Genomic DNA, 20,068 nt, shown 5'->3' with positions numbered 1-20,068 from the left:
CCTCACGCCACGAGGCACCTCATGATCCGCGAAGAATTCCTGCGTTTGGCCGCTGCCGGCTACAACCGCATCCCGCTTGCCTGCGAAACCCTTGCCGACTTCGACACGCCGTTGTCGATCTACCTGAAACTGGCCGACGAGCCCAATTCCTATCTGCTGGAGTCGGTGCAGGGCGGTGAGAAATGGGGCCGTTACTCGATCATCGGGCTGCCGTGCCGTACGGTGCTGCGGGTGCATGATCACCACGTCAGTGTGACGGTCGATGGCGCCGAGGTAGAAAGCCACGAGGTTGAAGACCCGCTGGCCTTCGTCGAAACCTTCAAGGCGCGCTACAACGTGCCGACCATCGCCGGTCTGCCACGCTTCAACGGCGGGCTGGTGGGCTACTTCGGTTATGACTGCGTGCGTTACGTGGAGAAGCGTCTGGGCAAGTGCCCGAACCCGGATCCGCTGGGCGTGCCGGACATTTTGCTGATGGTCTCCGATGCGGTGGTGGTGTTCGATAACCTGGCCGGCAAGATGCACGCCATCGTGCTGGCCGACCCGTCGCAGGACAACGCCTTCGAGCAAGGTCAGGCGCGTCTGGAAGAGCTGCTGGAAAAGCTCCGTCAGCCAATCACTCCGCGTCGCGGCCTGGACTTCAGCAAGCAACAAGCGGCTGATCCGGTGTTCCGTTCCAGTTTCACCCAAGACGATTACGAGCGGGCGGTGGACACCATCAAGGAGTACATCCTCGCCGGTGACTGCATGCAGGTGGTGCCATCGCAACGGATGTCCATCGACTTCAAGGCCGCGCCGATAGATCTGTACCGGGCGCTGCGCTGCTTCAACCCGACGCCGTATATGTACTTCTTCAACTTTGGCGACTTCCATGTCGTTGGCAGTTCGCCGGAAGTGCTGGTGCGGGTCGAAGACAACCTGATCACCGTGCGCCCGATCGCCGGCACCCGTCCACGCGGTGCCAACGAGGAAGCCGACCGGGCGCTTGAAGAAGACCTGCTGTCGGACGACAAGGAAATCGCCGAGCACCTGATGCTGATCGACCTCGGCCGCAACGACACCGGTCGCGTGTCGGAAATTGGTTCGGTGAAACTCACTGAGAAAATGGTCATCGAGCGTTATTCCAACGTGATGCACATCGTCTCCAACGTCACTGGCCAGTTGAAAGCCGGCCTGACAGCGATGGACGCACTGCGGGCGATTCTGCCGGCAGGTACGTTGTCGGGTGCGCCGAAGATTCGCGCAATGGAAATCATCGACGAACTGGAACCGGTCAAGCGTGGCGTCTACGGAGGTGCGGTCGGTTACTTCGCCTGGAACGGCAACATGGACACCGCGATTGCAATCCGCACTGCGGTGATCAAGAACGGCGAACTGCATGTGCAGGCCGGTGGTGGCATCGTGGCTGATTCGGTGCCTGCGCTCGAATGGGAAGAAACCCTGAACAAGCGCCGCGCGATGTTCCGCGCTGTGGCCCTGGCCGAGCAAACCCCACAAGACTGAGCTGTAACGAAGGAGCTTGTTGTGGCGAGGGAGCTTGCTCCCGCTGGCCTGCGTGGCAGGCCCCTTCATGGCGACTGCTTCGCAGCAGAGCGCGAAGCAAGCTTGCTCGTCACATCAGAGAGCGCCCAAAATAACGCTGCCCCCGTGAGGAGGCAGCGTTTTTTATGGCCTGCGGTTTAGAAGTCCAGGCTGACACCCACGTTGATGCCTTGTTGGGTGAAGTCGTCATCCTTGCGAATGTTGTAGCTGGCCCGTAGCGCCAGGTCTGGAGTCAACTTCTGGCTGACGCCCAGGTTCAGGCGGTTCAGGTTGGTTTGCGGGGTGTAGCCTTGCAGGGTGAAATGGTTGTCGGGCAGGCTGTTGAGGTTCATGGTCAGGTCCTGGGTGTCGTCCTTATATTCGCGTTCGTGGGCGAACTCGCCGAACACCTGAGTCTGCGGGGTGATTTGGTACTTGCCCTGCAAACCGACGCCGAGGCGCTTCGAGGTGCGCTTCTGGTCACCGAAGGTCAGTGCCGTGGAGTCGTTGCCGTTCTCCGAGTAACCGTCGACTTGCACCTTGGCGTAGTCGGCGCTGATAAATGGCGACAAGTGCCACGGGCTGCTTGCCTGCTGCGCGATGTCGTAACCCAGGCGACCGGTGACCGCCAGCACCGTGCCATTGGTACTGCCTTTCTCCCCGCGTTCGTTGACGCCCAGGTCGAACTTGCGTTTGAGACTGTCGTAGTCCAGATGCCCAGCCGTCATTGCCGCGTCAGCCCACCAGCGATTTTGCTGATATTGAGCGAACGCCGTACCCATGTACGTGTTGAGTTTGTACTGCGAGTTGTCGTTGCCCGCTTCCAGCTTCTGACGATAGAAACCGGCAGCCACGCCAACACGCCAGGCCTCGTCGAGACGATAGCTGCCGCCAATGTTCAGGTTGTAGCCGTTGCCATCGGCACTGGCTGCACTGCGTTGATCATCAAAATTCAGGTGCTGACCGCCACCGGCGACAATCGCACGCCACTGACCGACGTTTTGCCAGTTTTCCCAGTCGGATTGCCATTGGTTGCGCAGTTCATCCTGATGCGCGCGCAGGGTGGCGTGGGCCATTTCCGGTAACAGCGTCAGTTCCCAGGGGGCTGCCAGTATGGAATACGCGTAATCGGCGATCAGGCGTTGCCCGGTTTCGGTCGGGTGCACCGAGTCGTTGTAGATCAGCTTGGTCGGGTCCGGCGTGGCGCTGTTGATCCCGTACCGGGCGTTTTCCGTACAGCTGTCACCGCTGAAGCAGGTCGCGGTGAGATTCTGGTCGGTGGCCAGGCCAAATTGCGCCGGGTTGGCGAAGGTCTCTTTGAGCAGCGCCGGAATGTTGAGCGGGATGACTTCGGCATTGACGTGCTGCAACTGGCTGACCAGTTCGGTGTTGAACTGGGCGCTGAGTTGGGAGGTAAAGGCCTGCAACGGGCTGCCATTGATCGCCGGGGTCAGCCCGATATCAGGCAGTAGCCAGACCATGATGTATTTGGCGCCGGCCTGTTGCAGCGTTTGCACGCTGCTGACCAGTCGATCGGCTGCGGCATTGGCCTGATCAAGACTCGTTACCCGGCCCTGGAGGAAGTCATTACCGCCACCGGAGAGGAAATAGAGCGCGTTCGGGTCAGCGCGAAAGTTGTTGCTCGGCAGGTAACCGGGCCGACTGCGCTCACCGGTGTCCGAGGTGGTGGTGATCGAGTCGAGGATCTGATCGGTACGGTATCCACCTACCGCCCAGTTGTTACCGTCTGGCAGGCCTTCACTGGCGCGGACCGCCGAGGTCGAAGCGGCCGTTTGATCGGGTGAAAACCCCAGTTTCCCCCCCAGTAACTGCGTCGAGTTGGCGGCGCGAACCTCGCCGTTGCCATCCTTGTAGGTCGGTCCGACGCGGTTGGTGAACCGCTCGGTTGCGCCTGCGGGGCCGCCTGTATCGGTAAATTGCCCGGCGTCGTTCAGGCTGTCGCCAAAGACAATGAATTTCGTATAGGGAGCGGGGGCCGCAATCGCCTGGGCGCAGGCCATTGCAAGAACACAACTGGCGAGCGGTACAAACATCGTCTGTTTGATCATGAGCAAGTCCATTTATTTTATTGTTGTAGTGAACGGAACGACAGTACCAAAAACTTTCGCGTTTTAGCTATGGCTAAAGGCTGCATCGATTGCTTGCTCTGCGCCATATTGCACCCTCTGCTCAGCTAAGTTACTGTGCGGGAACGTATGAATGAGACCTTCCCCGTGTTGATCGTCAGCAAACTCTTGGATCAAGTCATCAAGGCCCACGCCCGTTGGCGTTGGCGCGCCTGAACTTTCTCTGCCGGCCCGGCCGGACCTGTGCCTGTTTGCCTTCTTTACCCGTATGAAATGCCGCTTTTGCCGGTTCCATTCCAGCAACTGACCGAGCGTTGCAAGACTGCGGGTAAATCATTCGAAGGCCGTCTCAAAAGTCAGTGAATTCAAGAGGTTTCAAACCATGTTGCTGATGATCGATAACTATGACTCTTTTACCTACAACGTTGTGCAGTACCTTGGTGAGCTAGGCTCCGAGGTCAAGGTTGTGCGCAACGATGAGCTGACCATCGCCGAAATCGAAGCGCTCAAGCCCGAGCGCATCGTCGTCTCTCCCGGTCCATGCACCCCGACCGAAGCCGGCGTGTCCATCGAAGCCATCAAGTATTTCGCCGGCAAGCTGCCGATTCTCGGCGTTTGCCTGGGTCATCAATCCATCGGCCAGGCGTTCGGTGGCGATGTAGTGCGCGCCCGCCAGGTTATGCATGGTAAGACTAGCCCGGTATTCCACGAGGACAAGGGCGTGTTCGAAGGTCTGAACCGTCCGCTGACGGTCACCCGCTATCACTCGCTGATTGTGAAGCGTGAAACCTTGCCCGATTGCCTGGAACTGACCGCCTGGACTCAGCTCGAAGACGGCTCGGTCGATGAAATCATGGGCCTGCGCCACAAGACACTGAACATCGAAGGGGTGCAGTTTCATCCTGAGTCGATCCTGACCGAGCAGGGCCACGAGCTGTTCGCCAACTTCCTCAAACAAACCGGCGGCACGCGCTAAGGACTTTCCATGGATATCAAGACTGCCCTGAGCCGTATCGTCGGCCATCTGGACCTGAGCACTGATGAAATGCGCGATGTGATGCGCGAAATCATGACCGGGCAATGCACAGATGCGCAGATTGGCGCGTTCATGATGGCCATGCGCATGAAAAGCGAGAGCATCGACGAGATCGTCGGCGCCGTTTCGGTCATGCGTGAACTGGCGGACAAGGTCGAGCTGAAAACCCTCGACGGTGTTGTCGATGTAGTCGGCACTGGCGGTGATGGTGCGAACATCTTCAACGTTTCGACGGCTTCCTCGTTTGTGGTGGCGGCGGCGGGTTGCACCGTGGCCAAGCACGGTAACCGTGCGGTATCGGGCAAAAGCGGCAGCGCCGACTTGCTGGAGGCGGCCGGGATCTACCTGAACCTGACGCCGGTTCAAGTGGCGCGTTGCATTGACAATGTCGGCATCGGCTTCATGTTCGCCCAATCGCACCATGGTGCGATGAAACACGCTGCCGGCCCGCGCCGCGATCTCGGCCTGCGTACACTGTTCAACATGCTCGGCCCGCTTACGAATCCGGCCGGCGTGAAACATCAGGTGGTGGGCGTGTTCAGTCAGGCGTTGTGCCGACCGTTAGCCGAAGTCTTGCAGCGCATGGGCAGCAAACATGTGCTGGTGGTGCATTCGAAGGATGGTCTGGACGAGTTCAGTCTGGCGGCGCCAACCTTTGTTGCTGAATTGAAGAATGACCAGATCAGCGAGTATTGGGTCGAGCCTGAAGACTTGGGCATGAAGAGCCAGAGCCTGCACGGCCTGGCGGTGGAAAGCCCGGCGGCTTCGCTCGAACTGATTCGCGATGCCTTGGGACGGCGCAAAACCGAGAACGGTCAGAAAGCTGCAGAAATGATTGTGCTCAATGCCGGTGCTGCGTTGTACGCCGCTGATCATGCGGTCAGCCTGAAAGAGGGCGTTGCCCTGGCTCATGACGCGCTGCATACCGGCCTTGCGCGTGAAAAGCTTGAAGAATTGGGTGCGTTTACCGCGGTATTCAGAGTGGAGAATGAGGCATGAGTGTACCGACGGTTCTAGAGAAAATTCTCGCCCGCAAAGTCGAGGAAGTGGCTGAGCGCAGCGCTCGCGTAACGCTTGCCGAGCTGGAAGCACTGGCCAGGGTGGCCGATGCTCCGCGTGGTTTTGCCAAGGCGCTGATTGCCCAGGCCAAGCTCAAACAACCGGCGGTGATTGCTGAAATCAAGAAGGCTTCGCCGAGCAAGGGCGTGATTCGCGAGAACTTCGTGCCGGCCGAAATCGCCAGGGACTACGAGAAGGGCGGGGCAACCTGCCTCTCGGTGCTGACCGATGTCGATTTCTTCCAGGGCGCCGACATTTATCTGCAGCAGGCGCGTGCGGCGTGCAAGCTGCCGGTGATCCGCAAGGACTTCATGATCGATCCTTATCAGATCGTCGAAGCCCGTGCGCTGGGCGCTGATTGCGTGCTGTTGATCGTTTCCGCGCTGGATGACGTGAAAATGGCCGAACTGGCAGCCGTCGCTAAAGGTGTTGGCCTCGACGTGCTGGTCGAAGTCCATGACGGTGATGAGCTGGAGCGGGCCTTGAAGGTTCTCGATACTCCGCTGGTCGGCGTGAACAATCGCAATCTGCACACCTTTGATGTCAGCCTGGAAACCACGCTCGATCTGCTGCCGCGCATCCCGCGCGATCGCCTGGTCATTACTGAAAGTGGCATCCTCAATCGCGCCGATGTCGAGCTGATGGAAATCAGCGAGGTGTATTCGTTCCTGGTCGGTGAAGCATTCATGCGCGCCGAGAACCCGGGCACTGAACTGCAACGCTTGTTCTTTCCAGAGCGTGGCGTGGCGGTCAGCGGTTCTACACTCGACTGAACCTGATTCAATGAAGAAGCCGGCGTTGCCGGCTTTTTTGTATCCACCGCAAAGGATTCGCACTGCCATGACTCACCCTATTGCCTTGACTGTCGAAGCCGGTCTGCGTGCCGAGCAGGATTTGTTGGCGACGGTCTGTGCCGGCGACCAGGAGTTTGGATTGCTGTTCTGGCAGCCGAGCGATCGAGCGCTGGTCATGCCCCGGCGCTTGAGCCGTCTGCCGGGGTTTGAGGCCGCTTGCCAAGCGTCGGCGGCACACGGTTGGCCGGTTTTGTTGCGTGAAACCGGCGGTGAACCGGTGCCACAGTCGGCTGCGACGGTCAATATCGCGCTGGTGTATGCACCGCCGCGCAGCGAAGGTGACCACGGTAGGATCGAAACCGCTTATCGGCGTCTGTGTGATCCGATTTGTGCGCTGCTGACGGAACTCGGTGGCAAGCCTTCATTGGGTGAAGTCGAGGGCGCTTTCTGTGATGGGCGTTTCAACGTCAATCTCGATGGCCGCAAAATGGTCGGCACCGCTCAGCGCTGGCGCCAGAGCAAGGGTGGTCAGCGTCCGGTGGGTTTGGTGCATGGTGCGCTGTTGCTGGACGACGAGCGGGAGTCGATGGTTGAGGCGGTGAACCGTTTTAACGAGGCGTGCAGTCTGGAGCAGCGGGTTCGCGCGCAGAGCCATATCGCCCTGCATGAACAATTCGCCGCCCCGGATGCCATCGCGCGGCTGGACACCTTGTATCGGCAAATGCTCGCCGAGGTGATGTCGGCTTAGCGGGTACCGAAGACCACCATGGTCTTGCCTTTGACGTTGACCAGGTTGCGTTCTTCCAGGTCCTTGAGCACGCGCCCGACCATTTCCCGCGAGCAACCGACGATCCGGCCGATTTCCTGACGGGTAACCTTGATCTGCATGCCGTCCGGGTGCGTCATGGCGTCAGGCTGTTTGCACAGCTCCAGCAAGCAGCGCGCAACCCGCCCGGTGACGTCGAAGAACGCCAGGTCGCCGACCTTGCGTGTGGTATTGCGCAGGCGCTGGGCAATCTGGCCACTGAGCACATAGAGAATGTCCGGGTCTTGCTGGGACAGCTCGCGGAACTTGCAGTAGCTGATCTCGGCCACTTCGCATTCGACCTTGGCGCGAACCCAGGCGCTGCGCTCCTGTTCCTGCCCGGCTTGTTCGAACAGACCCAGCTCGCCGAAGAAGTCCCCGGCATTGAGGTAGGCGATGATCATTTCCCGACCATCGTCGTCCTCGATGAGAATGGTGACCGAGCCCTTGATGATGAAAAACAGCGTATCCGAACGATCGCCCGCGCAAATGATATTGCTCTTGGCCTGATAGCGACGGCGCTGGCAATGCATCAATAACTTGTCGAGGTTCTTGATTTTGGGTGTTGGGGTAATAGCAACCATGGTTGTATCCCGAAAAGACTGCACGGTGTGTTGTGGTTTTTTATGAATTGCTGATGACGGCCGAAAAACAGCAGGCTAAGTGCCATGAAATTGGCGCCAGCTTAACAGACACATTCCGTCGTTATTCGATAATTTATCAATACTGTAAGTGTGTTGCCTGCGCTGATGCCAGTCGCTGTCAACCGAAGGCCCTGTGCTAAGCTGGCGACCCTTTTTTAACAGTGGAGTCTTGGCGATGAAGGCACGCATCCAATGGGCTGGCGAAGCCATGTTCCTCGGTGAGTCCGGTAGCGGTCACGTGGTGGTCATGGACGGTCCGCCTGATGCTGGCGGTCGGAACCTGGGTGTCCGTCCGATGGAAATGCTCCTGCTCGGTGTGGGCGGTTGCAGCAATTTCGACGTGGTCAGCATCCTGAAGAAGTCCCGCCAGGCCGTGGAGAGCTGCGAAGCCTTCCTCGAAGCCGAGCGTGCGACTGAAGATCCCAAGGTCTTCACCAAAATTCACATGCACTTCGTGGTCAAGGGCCGGGCACTGAAAGAAGCCCAGGTCAAACGCGCCATCGAGCTGTCGGCGGAGAAGTATTGCTCGGCGTCGATCATGCTCGGTGCGGCCGGTGTCGCCATCACCCACGACTACGAAATCATCGAACTAGGTTGATTCGACATTCAACTATCATAAATGCAGTGCAGACTCTGGCGATCATTGGCCCAGGTCTGCATAATGCGCCACTTTTTTCAGGGCCGTGATCGGTCAACCGACAGATCACACACCCGAACAGACAACCAAAATCGCCATCGCGAAGAGGTGTTAACCGTCCTACGCTGGTGCGTCGTTCGCATCTGACGGGCATGCTTGATCACGCGGCCGGGCCGCATACATAGAGAGTTTTTAAACGGTGAAAAGCAAACTCAAGCTCCATGGGTTCAATAACCTGACAAAGACCTTGAGCTTCAACATCTATGACATCTGCTATGCGGAAACTCCGCAAGACCAGCAGGCTTACGTTGAGTACATCAATAAAGAGTACAACGCCAAGCGCCTGACGCAGATCCTCACAGAAGTTGTCGATATCATTGGTGCCAATATCCTGAACATCGCCAGTCAGGACTATGAACCCCAGGGCGCCAGCGTCACGATTCTGATCTCTGAAGAGCCGGTGACCCCGACCGACAGTCAGATTGAAGAGTCGCCGGGCCCGTTGCCCGAAATCATCCTGGCCCACCTCGACAAGAGCCACATCACGGTGCACACCTACCCGGAAATCCATCCGGTGGACGGTATCGCAACGTTCCGTGTGGATATTGATGTGTCGACTTGTGGCGTCATTTCACCGCTTAAGGCGCTCAACTTCCTGATTCACCAGTTCGATTCGGATATCGTGACCGTGGATTACCGCGTGCGCGGTTTCACCCGTGACATCGAAGGCAAGAAGCACTTCATCGATCACGAGATCAACTCGATTCAGAACTACCTCTCCGAAGACACTCGCGACGCTTATCAGATGACCGACGTGAACGTGTACCAGGAAAACCTGTTCCACACCAAAATGCTGCTGAAGAACTTCGAACTGGATAACTACCTGTTCGGCGACGCCACCAGCAACCTGTCCTCTGAGCAACGTGCTCAGGTGACTGAGCGGGTGAAACACGAAATGCTCGAGATTTTCTACGCACGCAACATGTCGAGCTGATCTTTGAAATAAAGATCGGCAAAAGAAAGGGCGCTGAGATAGCGCCCTTTTTTGTGCTCGATGTCCCGTCCTGAATAAGGTTTACACCTTCTGATCTATTTTCAGGAGGGAGTAATGGAATCAGCAAAAAGGCGTAGTCAGCGAGACTACACGCTGACTTTTAAATTGTCGGTCGTCGACCAGGTCGAAAAAGGCGAGCTGAGTTATAAAGAGGCTCAGGAGCGCTACGGGATTCAAGGCAAAACGACCGTTCTGACGTGGTTACGCAAGCACGGTCGGCAAGATTGGAGCCCAGGCACATACATTGGCTCGCCGAGGATGGGGTCTATGCCCGACAAAAACCGACCATTAACGCCAGAGCAACGCATCAAAGAGCTTGAAGAGCAGCTAGCTCTGTCCAATCAGAAAGCGCAGTTTTTCGAAGCTGTCGTGGATGTCTTGAAGAATGACTACGGCCTTTCTGTCATAAAAAAGCGTCCCGGCAAGTCCTCGCGCAAAAGCGAGTCCAAAACCTGAGTATCAGCAGGGCTTGCCAGTTCATGGGGATAAGCCGACAGGCTTACTACAAACGCAATCGCGCCGATGCTGCTCGTCTCGTTCTGGACCAGAAAGTTGCCGACTTCGTTCAGCAAAAGCGTCAGCGACAGCCGCGCTTGGGCACCCGAAAGCTGCATTACTTGCTGCATTGCCAGCCTCAACTTGAGCTGCAAGTGGGTCGAGATCGGCTGTTTTCGATTCTGCGCGAAAGGCGTTTATTGGTGGCCCGCAAGCGGGCTTACCACAAGACGACCGACAGCCATCATCGCTTTCGACGCCATCCGAACCTGCTCAAGCCCGGTCCTGATCAGGTTGTTGCAAGCGGCCCGGAACAAGTCTGGGTGGCGGACATCACCTATTTGCCAACCCAGGAAGGTGTGGCCTATCTGAGCCTTGTGACGGATGCTTTTTCGCGAAAGATCGTGGGCTATCACGTCCATGAAAGCCTGCACGCCGAGTCGGTAGCGCATGCGTTGCGCCGGGCGGTGAAATACCGCCGAACGGAGCAGTCGCTGGTGCATCACTCGGACAGAGGCAGCCAGTATTGCTCGGGAATGTACCAGGAACTGCACGCGAGACACGGCATCAGGTGCTCAATGACGGATGGCTATGACTGCTACCAGAATGCCCTGGCAGAGCGGGTCAACGGGATATTAAAGACAGAGCTTATGCTCCAGCGACCGCAGGATTTGACGCAGGCGAAGAAGATGGTGAGTGAGTCGGTATCGATCTATAACGGCGAGCGACCGCACCTGTCTTTGAAATACAAAACGCCCGATGCGGTGCATCGGGCGTTGAAGTGAAACAGGTGTAAACCTATTTCAGGACTAGACACGAAGGTTTTACGGGTCAGATCCGGTAGGTACTTTTGGTCATGACCTTGGCCATCAGGCTCATGCCGAATTTTATCGGTGCCGGGAAGCGGAAGCCTCCAGCGTCGAGCGCGCTTTCGGCGTGCTGCTCTTCATCGATGCGCATCTGCTCAAGAATGGCCCGGGACTTCTCGTCCTCGACTGGCAGTTGCTCAAGGTGCTTGTTCAAGTGTTTGCACACCTGATCTTCAGTCGCTGCGACGAACCCCAGGCTGACTTTGTCGCTGATCAGTCCGGCGACGGCGCCGATACCGAACGACATACCGTAGAACAGCGGATTGAGGATGCTGGTGTGGCTGCCCAGTTGGCGGATGCGCTGTTCGCACCAGACCAGATGATCGATTTCTTCTTCGGCTGCGTGTTCCATCGCCTCACGCACTTGCGGCAGCTTGGCAGTCAGGGCCTGGCCCTGATACAGCGCCTGGGCACAGACTTCACCGGTATGGTTGATGCGCATCAGGCCGGCGACGTGCCGGGTGTCTTCGTCGCTCATTTTCGCCTCTGGCTGCACGATGGCCGGCGACGGGCGGCAAGGCTGGCCACTGAAGGGCAGCAACGTGCGCATGGCGGTGTCGGCTTGCAACAGAAGACGGTCAATCGGCGAGTAGTGACGTTGGGTAGTCATGCTGACCTCCGGGAAGAATCTCGGCGGCCAGTTTACCGCAATCGGCCGGGTTAGGTTTGCGCTGGGTCATTGCAGAAGACCGCCTGGCATTTGCAGATACTGGCTTTGTGGCGAGGGAGCTTGCTCCCGCTCGGCCGCGAAGCGGTCGTTAAGTCAGTCCGCGAGTTTCATTGGGGAGCAGAAGAAAGATGGGGGCTGCTGTGCAGCCCAGCGGGAGCAAGCTCCCTCGCCACAACAAGCTCGGGAGACGGATCAGCCCGGTGGCCAGTGCATCTGGCGCTGACCCAGCACGTGCATATGAATGTGATAAACGGTCTGGCCGCCCAGTTCATTGCAGTTCATGACCACGCGAAAGCCTTCTTCGCAGCCCAGCTCCAGTGCCAGGCGCTGGGCGGTGAACAGAATGTGCCCGGCCAGCGCTTTATCGTCCTCGGTGAGGTCGTTGAGCGTGCGCACCGGCTTTTTCGGGACTACCAGGAAATGCACGGGTGCCTGCGGGGCGATGTCGTGGAAGGCCAGGACCTGGTCATCCTCGTAAATGATCTTGGCGGGTATTTCTCTGTTGATGATTTTGGTGAACAGAGTATCCACAGCTGTTTCTCCATTGTGTTGGTCCGGGCTGAGTGTACTCACGGGAGATGCCCGAGCCCAGCCTGTTAGCTTTACTTTTAGTGATGCTCAGCGCGGACAGTGCGTCTTGTTGACCATGCCTACGATGGTTCGGGTCAGCCAGCGCGAGCCGAAGCGCGGCAACAGCGCGAACCAGCGATTGAGGCGTCCGGGAATGATGATTGCGCGGTTCTTCTCCAGCGCACGCACTGTGTAGAGGGCCACTTCCTCGGGGCTCATCAGCATTTTGCTGTTGGCCAGTTTGTCGGTGTCCAGTTGCGCGGTGCGGAAAAACGCCGTGCGCGTCGGGCCGGGGCAGAGGACCGAGACCTTGACCGCGCACTTCTTCAGCTCGACCCGCAAGCCTTCGGAGAAGTGCAGTACATACGCCTTGCTGGCGTAATAGGTGCTCATCCATGGGCCGGGGTAGAAGGCGGCCATCGAGGCGACGTTCAGAATCTGCCCGCCGCCCTGCAAGGCCATGCTGTTACCAATGGCGTGGCACAGGCGGGTCAGGGCGAGGATATTCACTTCGATCAAGTCTTGTTCGGTCATCCAGTCCTGAGCGAGAAACGGGCCGCAGGTACCGATGCCGGCGCAATTGACCAGCAGGTCGATCTGTCGGTCACCCTCTTCGAGTTCCAGCAGAAAACCGGACAAGCGCAGCGGTTCACCCAGGTCACAGGCGCGGAACAGCACCTCGACGCCAAAGCGCTGGGTCAGTTCGATGGCAATACTTTCCAGCTGATCACGTTGACGGGCCACCAGAATCAGGCTGCGGCCGCGTCGCGCCAACGCTTCGGCCATGGCCAGGCCGATGCCGCTGGAGGCGCCAGTGATCAGAGCGTAACGGGTCATGCAATTCTCCATCGCAACGGCTCGCGGCCTGTGGACAGAGATGTCACAGGAACCGAGCGCGTTTATTCTTTCTCATAGTCTACAGGGGGCTGAGCTGCTTTCGCCGCATCGTCTGCCTCAACCGCATCGGCCGGCTCACTGCTTCCATAACTGCTGGTCGAGGTGCTTTCGTACTCTTCGGTCAGGGTGCTGAGGCCACCGGCAAGCGCGCCGACAAAAAACACTGCGATCACCACCAGCCACAGCCCGCACAGCACTTTGACAGCCGTGCTGTTGGGGGGCTGCGGCGCGCCATAGCGATTCGCCCCGACGTTTCCTGGTAGCGCCGCGAGTGCAAATGGAAACAGGCTGCCGATAAAGGGCACCAGATTCAGAAACCACAGCCAGCCGGACCAACCAAGATCGTGCAGGCGTTGCACGCTGATGGTGATGTTTATGTAGAGGTACGCCACGAACGCAACGACACAAACAATTGTGCTCAGCACTATTTGATTGCCGCTCAGCAGGCTGAGTCCAAAAACGCCAGCGATAGCGCCCATGATCAGTAGCGCCACCAATGACCACGCGAGATAACGCAGGCGCCCGATTCGACCCTGCACGCTAAACACCTTGAGTTCCGAAAACGCTGGCAACGCTTCACCAACGGGCGCGCGAGGAGGGCTATAGGGCGATTCGTTGTTACCGAGTGTGGGCGCCGTGTAAGCGGCGGACGACGAATCGTGAATGTCGGTCAGATTGAGCTTGATCGACGGCTCGGCTTCAATGCGTGCATCGATGCCGGTTTTCGACAGGGCATTCAGATAGGTTTGTGCGTCTGCGTGGGACAGGTCGTGCTTGAGCGCGACAGGCTTTCCGCTGAACAGGCGTTCGATGGCCGCGACGTCGCTTTTGAACAGTTGGGCGAGATTGAGTTTCGCGGTGGTGATGTCGACGCCCGGAAGCAGGGCTCCGTCAAAGACGATCTTGAAACGGTGTTCGCTCATGTCGGGGCATCCTTGTCGCGAGTCAGGGGGCTGTGCTCGGCAGTTTAAGCCAGCCAGAATCGGCTGGCCAAACCTTGTGCGTTAGCGCGGCCAGCGTTTGGGTAGTTGAGCTGCGAATTCCTGCGCCTTTCGGTACTCGGCGTCCAGCCTTGCGACCAGTTGATCGACGCTTGGCAGGTCGTCGATTTCACCCACGCCCTGGCCAGCTGACCAGACGGTTTTCCAGGCTTTGGCTTCATCGCTCAAGGGTTTGAGTTTGGCGCCGAAGTTGACTTCACCCTTGCCTTGCAGTGCATCTATGTCAAAACCGGCGTTTATCAGGCTTTGGCGCATGAAGCTTGCCGGCACCCCGGACACCGCTGGCGTATGGACAATGTCGGCGGCCCTGGAAGTCAGCAGCATCTCTTTATAGGCTTCCGGGGCATGGCTTTCGGTGGTGCCGATAAAGCGCGTACCGAAGTACGCCAGATCCGCACCGAGCAGTTGCGCGGCGAGAATCTCGTGGCCATGGTTCAGGCAACCGGCCAGCAGCAGGGTTTTGTCGAAGAACTGGCGAATCTCGGCAATCAGCGAAAACGGGCTCCAGGTCCCGGCATGGCCACCGGCGCCTGCCGCTACGGCGATCAAGCCATCGACGCCGGCCTCGGCAGCTTTTTCCGCATGGCGTCGAGTCGTCACGTCGTGGAAAACCAGGCCACCATAGCCGTGCACCGCATCGACCAGCTCTTTCACTGCGCCAAGGCTGGTGATCACGATCGGAACCTTGTGTTCGATGCAGATTGCCAGGTCCGCTTGCAGGCGCGGATTGCTGTTGTGAACGATCAGATTCACCGCATACGGCGCAGGATTTTCCAATAGCGCCAGACCCGCTTCAATTTCCTCCAGCCAGGCTTTGAAGCCGCTGCTTTCACGCTGGTTCAGCGCTGGAAAGCTGCCGACCACACCATTGCGGCAGCAGGCGAGTACCAGCTGTGGATTGGAAATCAGGAACATCGGTGCTGCCACGACAGGCAGACGCAAACGTTGTTCGAGCAAAGCGGGCAGCGACATTGGAAGTACCCCGATAAGTTGCGGCTAATTATGATTAGAACGGCCGTACGACGACCAGAATTACAATAGCCAGCAATATCAGAACTGGCACTTCATTGAACCAGCGATAAAAGACATGGCTGCGGGTGTTTTCGCCACGGGCAAAACGTTTTACCTGTGCACCGCACATGTGGTGATAGCCGATCAGGATCACTACCAGGGTCAATTTGGCATGCATCCAGGCACCTTGTCCGAAGTAGGCGCTGGGGTTGAGACTGATCAGCCAGATCCCGAAAGCCAGTGTGGCGATCATCGCCGGGCCCATGATCCCGCGGTACAGTTTGCGCTCCATGATGCTGAAGCGCTCCTTGCTGATGCTGTCTTCACTTTGAGCGTGGTAGACAAACAGGCGTGGCAGGTAAAACAGGCCGGCAAACCAGCAGACCATGCTGACGATATGAAGCGCTTTGAGCCACAGATAAAGCATTTTTAGTTATTCCCAGGTTCACGGTAGCCCGAATAGTAGAGGCTTGGGCCTCCGTACGTCACCTTGACGGTTGTCGCAGGGCGGTGCGCGCCCTATTATCGACGGCTTTCCAGTGGGTTCGTTGAGGGCAGGTTTATGGTCAAGGTCGGTATCGTCGGCGGCACGGGTTACACCGGTGTCGAATTGCTGCGTCTGTTGGCGCAACATCCGCAAGCTGAAGTGGTAGTGATCACTTCCCGATCCGAGGCAGGCCTGGCCGTTGCCGACATGTACCCGAACCTGCGAGGCCACTACGACGGCCTGGCGTTCAGCGTTCCGGACATCAAAACCCTTGGTGCCTGCGATGTGGTGTTCTTCGCCACTCCACACGGTGTAGCGCATGCGCTGGCCGGTGAATTACTGGCGGCCGGGACCAAGGTCATCGACCTGTCGGCAGACTTCCGTCTGCAGGACGCGGACGAATGGGCCAAGTGGTATGGCCAGCCGCACGGTGCGCCAGAGTTGCTGGAAGAAGCGGTCTATGGCTTGCCAGAAGTCAATCGCGAGCAGATCAGGCAAGCACGCCTGATCGCGGTGCCGGGTTGCTATCCAACCGCCACGCAACTGGGCTTCCTGCCGTTGCTCGAAGCAGGTCTTGCCGATACTTCGCGCCTAATTGCTGACTGCAAGTCGGGTGTCAGCGGTGCTGGTCGTGGTGCAAGCGTCGGTTCGCTGTATTCCGAAACCTCCGAGAGCATGAAAGCCTATGCCGTTAAAGGGCATCGTCACCTGCCTGAGATTCGCCAGGGGCTGCGTCGCGCAGCAGGCAAGGACGTCGGCCTGACTTTCGTGCCGCACCTGACGCCGATGATTCGCGGTATTCACTCCACGCTCTATGCAACCGTGGTCGACCGCTCCATAGACTTGCAGGCGTTGTTTGAAAAACGCTATGCGAACGAACCGTTCGTCGATGTCATGCCGGCTGGCAGCCATCCGGAAACCCGTAGTGTGCGGGGTGCCAACGTTTGCCGTATTGCGGTTCATCGTCCGCAGGATGGCGATCTGGTGGTGGTGCTGTCGGTGATCGACAATTTGGTCAAGGGCGCGTCGGGTCAGGCGGTGCAGAACCTGAACATCCTGTTTGGTCTGGATGAGCGCTTGGGTCTGTCCCATGCAGGCATGCTGCCCTAAGCTTTCCCCCGCTCAGCAGAAAGGCCCGTTTAACGGGCCTTTTTGTATTCCGGGCTGACCATTGTGTTGATTGATATACCGTAACAATAGTTGACCGATTTTCTGGGAGAAGCGGATAATGCGCGTCATCACGCATTATGGCGGTGTAACACCGGGAGATAGTCAGCATGAGCGTCGAATCCTTCACCCCCACGGCTTTGCAATTCACCCACGGTGCCGCGCACAAGGTGAAGAGCCTGGTCGATGAAGAGGGTAATGATCGCTTGAAGCTGCGCGTATTCGTTACGGGCGGCGGTTGTTCAGGGTTTCAGTACGGCTTCACATTCGATGAAGAAGTGGCCGATGACGACACCATCGTCGAGCGCGAAGGCGTTAGCCTGGTCGTCGATCCGATGAGCTTCCAATACCTGGCAGGTGCCGAGGTGGATTATCAGGAAGGTCTGGAAGGTTCGCGTTTCGTGATCAAGAACCCGAATGCCACCACGACCTGTGGTTGCGGCTCTTCGTTTTCGATCTGATCGCACCTCAGCGCATCACCAAACGCCGCATGGCCTCACGGCTTTGCGGCGTTTTGCTGTCTGGTGCTCAGACGGGGTAGATGGCGCCGAGGACGCGTAATCCGCGAGCGCCGGTGACGCTTGGACGATTGGCCGGGATACTTTCGAGGCAGCAATGGGCCAACCAGGCAAAGGCCATGGCTTCGACCCAGTCCGGGTCTACGCCGTAGTTTGCAGTGCTGCTGACCTTGGCGCCTGGCAGCAGGCTGGCGAGCCGTGCCATCAATGTTGCGTTATGGGCGCCGCCACCACAGACCAGCAGCTCTTGCGTATCGGCTTGTGCGGCTTGTAGCGATTCGACGATGGTCAGCGCCGTCAGCTCAAGCAGCGTGGCTTGCACGTCTTGTGCAGCAAATGCGGGCAGGCGCGCAAGGTGTTGTGTCAGCCATTGCAGGTTGAATACTTCGCGGCCGGTGCTTTTGGGGCCCTTGGTCAGGAAGAACGGATCACCGAGCAGGGCCTTCAGCAGCACGGGCTCTACGCTGCCGCTTGCAGCCCACTGGCCGTCACGGTCGAAGGTCTCGCCGCGTTGTTGGTGAATCCAGGCGTCCAGCAGGACATTGCCTGGGCCGCAGTCAAAGCCCGAGACGGGTTTGCCGGTCTCGATCAGGCTGAGATTGCTGAAACCGCCAACATTCAAGACTGCACGGTTGCCGCTGCGCTGTTCAAACAAGGCTTCATGGAAGGCTGGAACCAGCGGCGCGCCTTGCCCGCCTGCAGCCACGTCGCGGCTACGAAAGTCGCTGACGACAGTGATTCCGGTCAGTTCAGTCAACAGGGCAGGGTTGCCGATCTGCACGGTGAAGCCGCGTGCGGGCTCGTGGCGAATAGTCTGGCCGTGGCTGCCAATCGCTCGGATGTCATCAGGTTTCAGGTGTTGATCTGCAAGCAGGGTATTGATGCCCTGAGCGGCCAGTTTTACCCAGTTTTGCTGGGCAATGGCGCTGCGGGCTATCTCGTCAGGTCCGCTGGCGCACAAGCCAAGCAGCTCGGTGCGCAGGGATTCGGGCATGGGAATGTAGTGCGTGGCGATCAGTTTGATCGCCGGTGCTTGCTCGATCAGCGCAATGTCCAGGCCATCAAGGCTGGTACCGGACATCACACCTATATAGAGCGCCATGGCTTAGCGTTTGCTCGAGGCTAGCAGGGTGGCTTTTTCTTGCTCCATGCGCGCCATCAGCGGCTGGCTTTGTTGCAGGAAGCGTGCGCGCTCGGACTTGGCGATCGGATCGGCCATTGGCAGTTTCTGACCCAGCGGGTCGACGTGAACGCCGTTGACCTGGAACTCGTAGTGCAAGTGCGGGCCGGTCGAGAGTCCGGTAGTGCCGATATAGCCAATCACTTGGCCTTGCTTGACGTTGCCGCCAGTCTTGACGCCTTTGGCGAAGCCTTGCATGTGTCCGTACAGCGTGCGGTAGGTGTTGCCGTGCTGAATGATAACGGTGTTGCCGTAACCACCGCGGCGACCGGCCAGCAGCACTTTGCCGTCACCGGCAGCCTTGATCGGCGTGCCACGAGGCGCTGCGTAGTCGACGCCTTTGTGCGCGCGAATTTTGTTCAGAATTGGATGCTTGCGACCCATGGAGAAACGCGAGCTAATACGGGCGAAGTCCACCGGCGTACGAATGAACGCCTTGCGCATGCTATTGCCTTCGGCCGTGTAGTAGCTGCTGTTGCCTTGCTTGTTGGTGTAACGCACGGCGGTGTACGTCTTGCCACGGTTGGTGAAACGGGCGGAAAGAATAGGGCCATTGCCGACAGCTTTGCCGTTGACGACTTTCTGTTCGTAGATCACGTCGAACTCGTCACCCTGGCGAATATCCTGGGCGAAGTCGACGTCGTAGCCAAACACGCTGGCCATGTCCATGGTGAGGCTGTGGGACAGCCCGGCACGCGCCGCGGATTGCGAAAGCGAGCTGTTGATCACGCCGTGAACATAGGCGGAGCGCACGGTTGGCTTGGCTGTAATGCGGTTAAAGGTATAGCCCTTGGCGTTTTTGCTCAGGCTGATGCTTTCAGCGTCATTGATCTTGCTGTGCAGATTGGTCAACTGGCCGTCGCGGCCGAGTTCGAATTCGAGTTTCTGGCCGTGTTTGAGCTGGGTGAACTGCTTGGCTTGCTTGTCGCTGGCCAATACGTCGTGCACCGAAGCCGCTGGAAGCCCGACTTTCTCGAACAATGTGGAGAGCGTGTCGCCTTTGGCAACGATCACTTCCCGGTGGCCTGGCGCTTTCTTCTCTTCAACGGCTGGTGCCGGGGCTGCTTTAGCCGTTTCCTTGCTATCGTCGGTACTGTCTTCGATCTGGGCGAATGGAGATTCGACCGGCTCGTTTGTGGCTTGGACGGCGTCAGCAGCGTCTTGATCTTGTGTCAGTTGTTCTGCGGGACGTTCCAGTTCAAGACTCAGGGTTGTCTTTTTGGCTTCAACGTCACTGGAAGGGAATACCAGGAGCGCCAGGCTGAGGAGGGCAGCAATGCCACTTGCCGCGAGCAGGTGGGTCTTCGGATAAAGCGGCGGCGCTTTAGACGGTTCTGTGATCATAGGTAATTTGACTTTGGAAAAGATGAATTGGAAAAGATGAATGACATGATGAAGATGAAATAACTGTATAAAATATAACCAAATCATCTCTTAAGCAAGTCGCGAATGCTCTGTTCGCGGATTGGCGTCCGTGCGCCGGGCAAAACTTGTATTTGGTGCGCGATCTTGTATGGTTGGTTCCCTTTGAATCTGAGCCTTGCGGGTCTGTTATGAAGTCGGTTG

The 20,068-nt window shown here is 58.1% G+C and carries 20 protein-coding genes and 1 pseudogene (1 of these 21 cut by a window edge); 11 read left to right on the top strand and 10 right to left on the bottom strand.

Translation table 11 applies throughout. The features are described 5' to 3' along the window. Window positions 1-21 precede the first annotated feature (21 nt). Window positions 22-1,503, top strand: coding sequence for an anthranilate synthase component I (gene trpE / locus AABM55_RS26540; protein WP_145014458.1), 1,482 nt, complete (start codon window positions 22-24; stop codon window positions 1,501-1,503). 176 nt (window positions 1,504-1,679) lie between these two features. Here trpE and estP read toward each other — a convergent pair whose 3' ends face one another. Beyond that, complete coding sequence (gene estP, locus AABM55_RS26535; RefSeq protein WP_347928155.1) at window positions 1,680-3,590, bottom strand: esterase EstP; 1,911 nt, start codon at window positions 3,588-3,590, stop codon at window positions 1,680-1,682. 400 nt (window positions 3,591-3,990) lie between these two features. Between estP and AABM55_RS26530 the strand changes: the two genes are divergently transcribed. The 4 genes from AABM55_RS26530 (at window position 3,991) to AABM55_RS26515 (ending at window position 7,245) form a co-directional block, all read left to right on the top strand. Beyond that, window positions 3,991-4,584 carry an aminodeoxychorismate/anthranilate synthase component II gene (locus AABM55_RS26530; protein ID WP_019693903.1) on the top strand — a complete coding sequence of 198 codons (594 nt, stop codon included), beginning with the start codon at window positions 3,991-3,993 and terminating at the stop codon, window positions 4,582-4,584. Between the two features lie 9 nt (window positions 4,585-4,593). Beyond that, window positions 4,594-5,643 (top strand): anthranilate phosphoribosyltransferase, encoded by a 1,050-nt coding sequence (gene trpD / locus AABM55_RS26525; protein WP_054594295.1) that lies wholly within the window; start codon window positions 4,594-4,596, stop codon window positions 5,641-5,643. Then, a complete protein-coding gene (gene trpC / locus AABM55_RS26520; RefSeq protein WP_347928154.1) occupies window positions 5,640-6,476 on the top strand; it encodes an indole-3-glycerol phosphate synthase TrpC in 837 nt (278 codons plus the stop codon). The genes trpD and trpC overlap by 4 nt, the downstream gene beginning before the upstream one ends. Before the next feature lie 67 nt (window positions 6,477-6,543). Beyond that, entirely contained in the window at window positions 6,544-7,245 is a 702-nt protein-coding gene (locus AABM55_RS26515; RefSeq protein ID WP_216743856.1) for a lipoate--protein ligase family protein, read from the top strand. On the opposite strand, the gene crp is transcribed toward AABM55_RS26515, so the two are convergent. Beyond that, complete coding sequence (crp, locus tag AABM55_RS26510) at window positions 7,242-7,886, bottom strand: cAMP-activated global transcriptional regulator CRP (protein ID WP_054594293.1); 645 nt, start codon at window positions 7,884-7,886, stop codon at window positions 7,242-7,244. The two genes, AABM55_RS26515 and crp, sit on opposite strands and share 4 nt — an antisense overlap. 235 nt (window positions 7,887-8,121) lie before the next feature. Here crp and AABM55_RS26505 point away from each other — a divergent pair, with 235 nt between their 5' ends. From AABM55_RS26505 to AABM55_RS26495, 3 genes and pseudogenes are all read left to right on the top strand, one after another. Next, entirely contained in the window at window positions 8,122-8,544 is a 423-nt protein-coding gene (locus AABM55_RS26505; RefSeq protein ID WP_017138086.1) for an OsmC family protein, read from the top strand. Between the two features lie 238 nt (window positions 8,545-8,782). Beyond that, the gene (gene speD, locus AABM55_RS26500; RefSeq protein WP_054594292.1) at window positions 8,783-9,577 is read left to right on the top strand and encodes an adenosylmethionine decarboxylase; all 795 of its coding nucleotides are present in this window, start codon (window positions 8,783-8,785) and stop codon (window positions 9,575-9,577) included. A 114-nt stretch (window positions 9,578-9,691) separates the two neighbouring features. Continuing rightward, window positions 9,692-10,945: pseudogene (locus AABM55_RS26495) on the top strand (IS3 family transposase). An 18-nt stretch (window positions 10,946-10,963) separates the two neighbouring features. Here AABM55_RS26495 and coq7 read toward each other — a convergent pair. From coq7 to hemJ, 6 genes are all read right to left on the bottom strand, one after another. After that, the gene (coq7, locus tag AABM55_RS26490; RefSeq protein ID WP_347928153.1) at window positions 10,964-11,611 is read right to left on the bottom strand and encodes a 2-polyprenyl-3-methyl-6-methoxy-1,4-benzoquinone monooxygenase; all 648 of its coding nucleotides are present in this window, start codon (window positions 11,609-11,611) and stop codon (window positions 10,964-10,966) included. A gap of 252 nt (window positions 11,612-11,863) precedes the next feature. Further along, complete coding sequence (locus tag AABM55_RS26485) at window positions 11,864-12,202, bottom strand: histidine triad nucleotide-binding protein (RefSeq protein ID WP_007906873.1); 339 nt, start codon at window positions 12,200-12,202, stop codon at window positions 11,864-11,866. An 87-nt stretch (window positions 12,203-12,289) separates the two neighbouring features. Then, the gene (locus AABM55_RS26480) at window positions 12,290-13,078 is read right to left on the bottom strand and encodes an SDR family oxidoreductase (protein ID WP_103320445.1); all 789 of its coding nucleotides are present in this window, start codon (window positions 13,076-13,078) and stop codon (window positions 12,290-12,292) included. Window positions 13,079-13,140: 62 nt separating this feature from the next. Then, a complete protein-coding gene (locus AABM55_RS26475) occupies window positions 13,141-14,061 on the bottom strand; it encodes a DUF805 domain-containing protein (protein ID WP_347928152.1) in 921 nt (306 codons plus the stop codon). 81 nt (window positions 14,062-14,142) lie between these two features. Next, window positions 14,143-15,111, bottom strand: coding sequence for a nitronate monooxygenase family protein (locus tag AABM55_RS26470; RefSeq protein WP_054594288.1), 969 nt, complete (start codon window positions 15,109-15,111; stop codon window positions 14,143-14,145). A 34-nt stretch (window positions 15,112-15,145) separates the two neighbouring features. Continuing rightward, window positions 15,146-15,577 carry a protoporphyrinogen oxidase HemJ gene (gene hemJ / locus AABM55_RS26465; RefSeq protein ID WP_019693893.1) on the bottom strand — a complete coding sequence of 144 codons (432 nt, stop codon included), beginning with the start codon at window positions 15,575-15,577 and terminating at the stop codon, window positions 15,146-15,148. A 135-nt stretch (window positions 15,578-15,712) separates the two neighbouring features. Here hemJ and argC point away from each other — a divergent pair, with 135 nt between their 5' ends. After that, entirely contained in the window at window positions 15,713-16,747 is a 1,035-nt protein-coding gene (gene argC / locus AABM55_RS26460) for an N-acetyl-gamma-glutamyl-phosphate reductase (protein ID WP_054594287.1), read from the top strand. Window positions 16,748-16,914: 167 nt separating this feature from the next. Beyond that, on the top strand, window positions 16,915-17,265 hold the full coding sequence (gene erpA, locus AABM55_RS26455) for an iron-sulfur cluster insertion protein ErpA (RefSeq protein WP_007906865.1): 351 nt from the start codon (window positions 16,915-16,917) through the stop codon (window positions 17,263-17,265). A gap of 67 nt (window positions 17,266-17,332) precedes the next feature. Here erpA and AABM55_RS26450 read toward each other — a convergent pair whose 3' ends face one another. Next, window positions 17,333-18,424, bottom strand: a complete 1,092-nt coding sequence (locus AABM55_RS26450; RefSeq protein WP_054594286.1) for an anhydro-N-acetylmuramic acid kinase — start codon at window positions 18,422-18,424, stop codon at window positions 17,333-17,335. A gap of 3 nt (window positions 18,425-18,427) precedes the next feature. Continuing rightward, window positions 18,428-19,846 carry a peptidoglycan DD-metalloendopeptidase family protein gene (locus AABM55_RS26445; protein ID WP_347928150.1) on the bottom strand — a complete coding sequence of 473 codons (1,419 nt, stop codon included), beginning with the start codon at window positions 19,844-19,846 and terminating at the stop codon, window positions 18,428-18,430. Between the two features lie 209 nt (window positions 19,847-20,055). Here AABM55_RS26445 and tyrS point away from each other — a divergent pair, with 209 nt between their 5' ends. Further along, a protein-coding gene (tyrS, locus tag AABM55_RS26440; protein WP_054594284.1) for a tyrosine--tRNA ligase crosses the window boundary here: on the top strand, window positions 20,056-20,068 show its beginning. The gene runs 1,187 nt beyond the window's last position; the window shows 13 of its 1,200 coding nt (coding positions 1-13); its start codon is at window positions 20,056-20,058; the stop codon falls past the right edge of the window.

It is taken from the genome of Pseudomonas helvetica (assembly GCF_039908645.1).
GTDB lineage: Bacteria > Pseudomonadota > Gammaproteobacteria > Pseudomonadales > Pseudomonadaceae > Aquipseudomonas > Aquipseudomonas helvetica.
Note: the sequence above shows the minus strand (reverse complement) of the source record. Positions and strands in the feature narration are given on the sequence as shown.

Coding starts and splice junctions, on each gene's coding strand:
- trpC (WP_347928154.1), top strand. CDS start 5,640: ATGAGTGTACCGACGGTTCTAGAGAAAATTCTCGCCCGCAAAGTCGAG.
- trpD (WP_054594295.1), top strand. CDS start 4,594: ATGGATATCAAGACTGCCCTGAGCCGTATCGTCGGCCATCTGGACCTG.
- trpE (WP_145014458.1), top strand. CDS start 22: ATGATCCGCGAAGAATTCCTGCGTTTGGCCGCTGCCGGCTACAACCGC.
- coq7 (WP_347928153.1), bottom strand. CDS start 11,611: ATGACTACCCAACGTCACTACTCGCCGATTGACCGTCTTCTGTTGCAA.
- AABM55_RS26475 (WP_347928152.1), bottom strand. CDS start 14,061: ATGAGCGAACACCGTTTCAAGATCGTCTTTGACGGAGCCCTGCTTCCG.
- AABM55_RS26515 (WP_216743856.1), top strand. CDS start 6,544: ATGACTCACCCTATTGCCTTGACTGTCGAAGCCGGTCTGCGTGCCGAG.
- hemJ (WP_019693893.1), bottom strand. CDS start 15,577: ATGCTTTATCTGTGGCTCAAAGCGCTTCATATCGTCAGCATGGTCTGC.
- AABM55_RS26480 (WP_103320445.1), bottom strand. CDS start 13,078: ATGACCCGTTACGCTCTGATCACTGGCGCCTCCAGCGGCATCGGCCTG.
- AABM55_RS26505 (WP_017138086.1), top strand. CDS start 8,122: ATGAAGGCACGCATCCAATGGGCTGGCGAAGCCATGTTCCTCGGTGAG.
- AABM55_RS26445 (WP_347928150.1), bottom strand. CDS start 19,846: ATGATCACAGAACCGTCTAAAGCGCCGCCGCTTTATCCGAAGACCCAC.
- AABM55_RS26470 (WP_054594288.1), bottom strand. CDS start 15,111: ATGTCGCTGCCCGCTTTGCTCGAACAACGTTTGCGTCTGCCTGTCGTG.
- argC (WP_054594287.1), top strand. CDS start 15,713: ATGGTCAAGGTCGGTATCGTCGGCGGCACGGGTTACACCGGTGTCGAA.
- erpA (WP_007906865.1), top strand. CDS start 16,915: ATGAGCGTCGAATCCTTCACCCCCACGGCTTTGCAATTCACCCACGGT.
- estP (WP_347928155.1), bottom strand. CDS start 3,590: ATGATCAAACAGACGATGTTTGTACCGCTCGCCAGTTGTGTTCTTGCA.
- AABM55_RS26530 (WP_019693903.1), top strand. CDS start 3,991: ATGTTGCTGATGATCGATAACTATGACTCTTTTACCTACAACGTTGTG.
- crp (WP_054594293.1), bottom strand. CDS start 7,886: ATGGTTGCTATTACCCCAACACCCAAAATCAAGAACCTCGACAAGTTA.
- AABM55_RS26450 (WP_054594286.1), bottom strand. CDS start 18,424: ATGGCGCTCTATATAGGTGTGATGTCCGGTACCAGCCTTGATGGCCTG.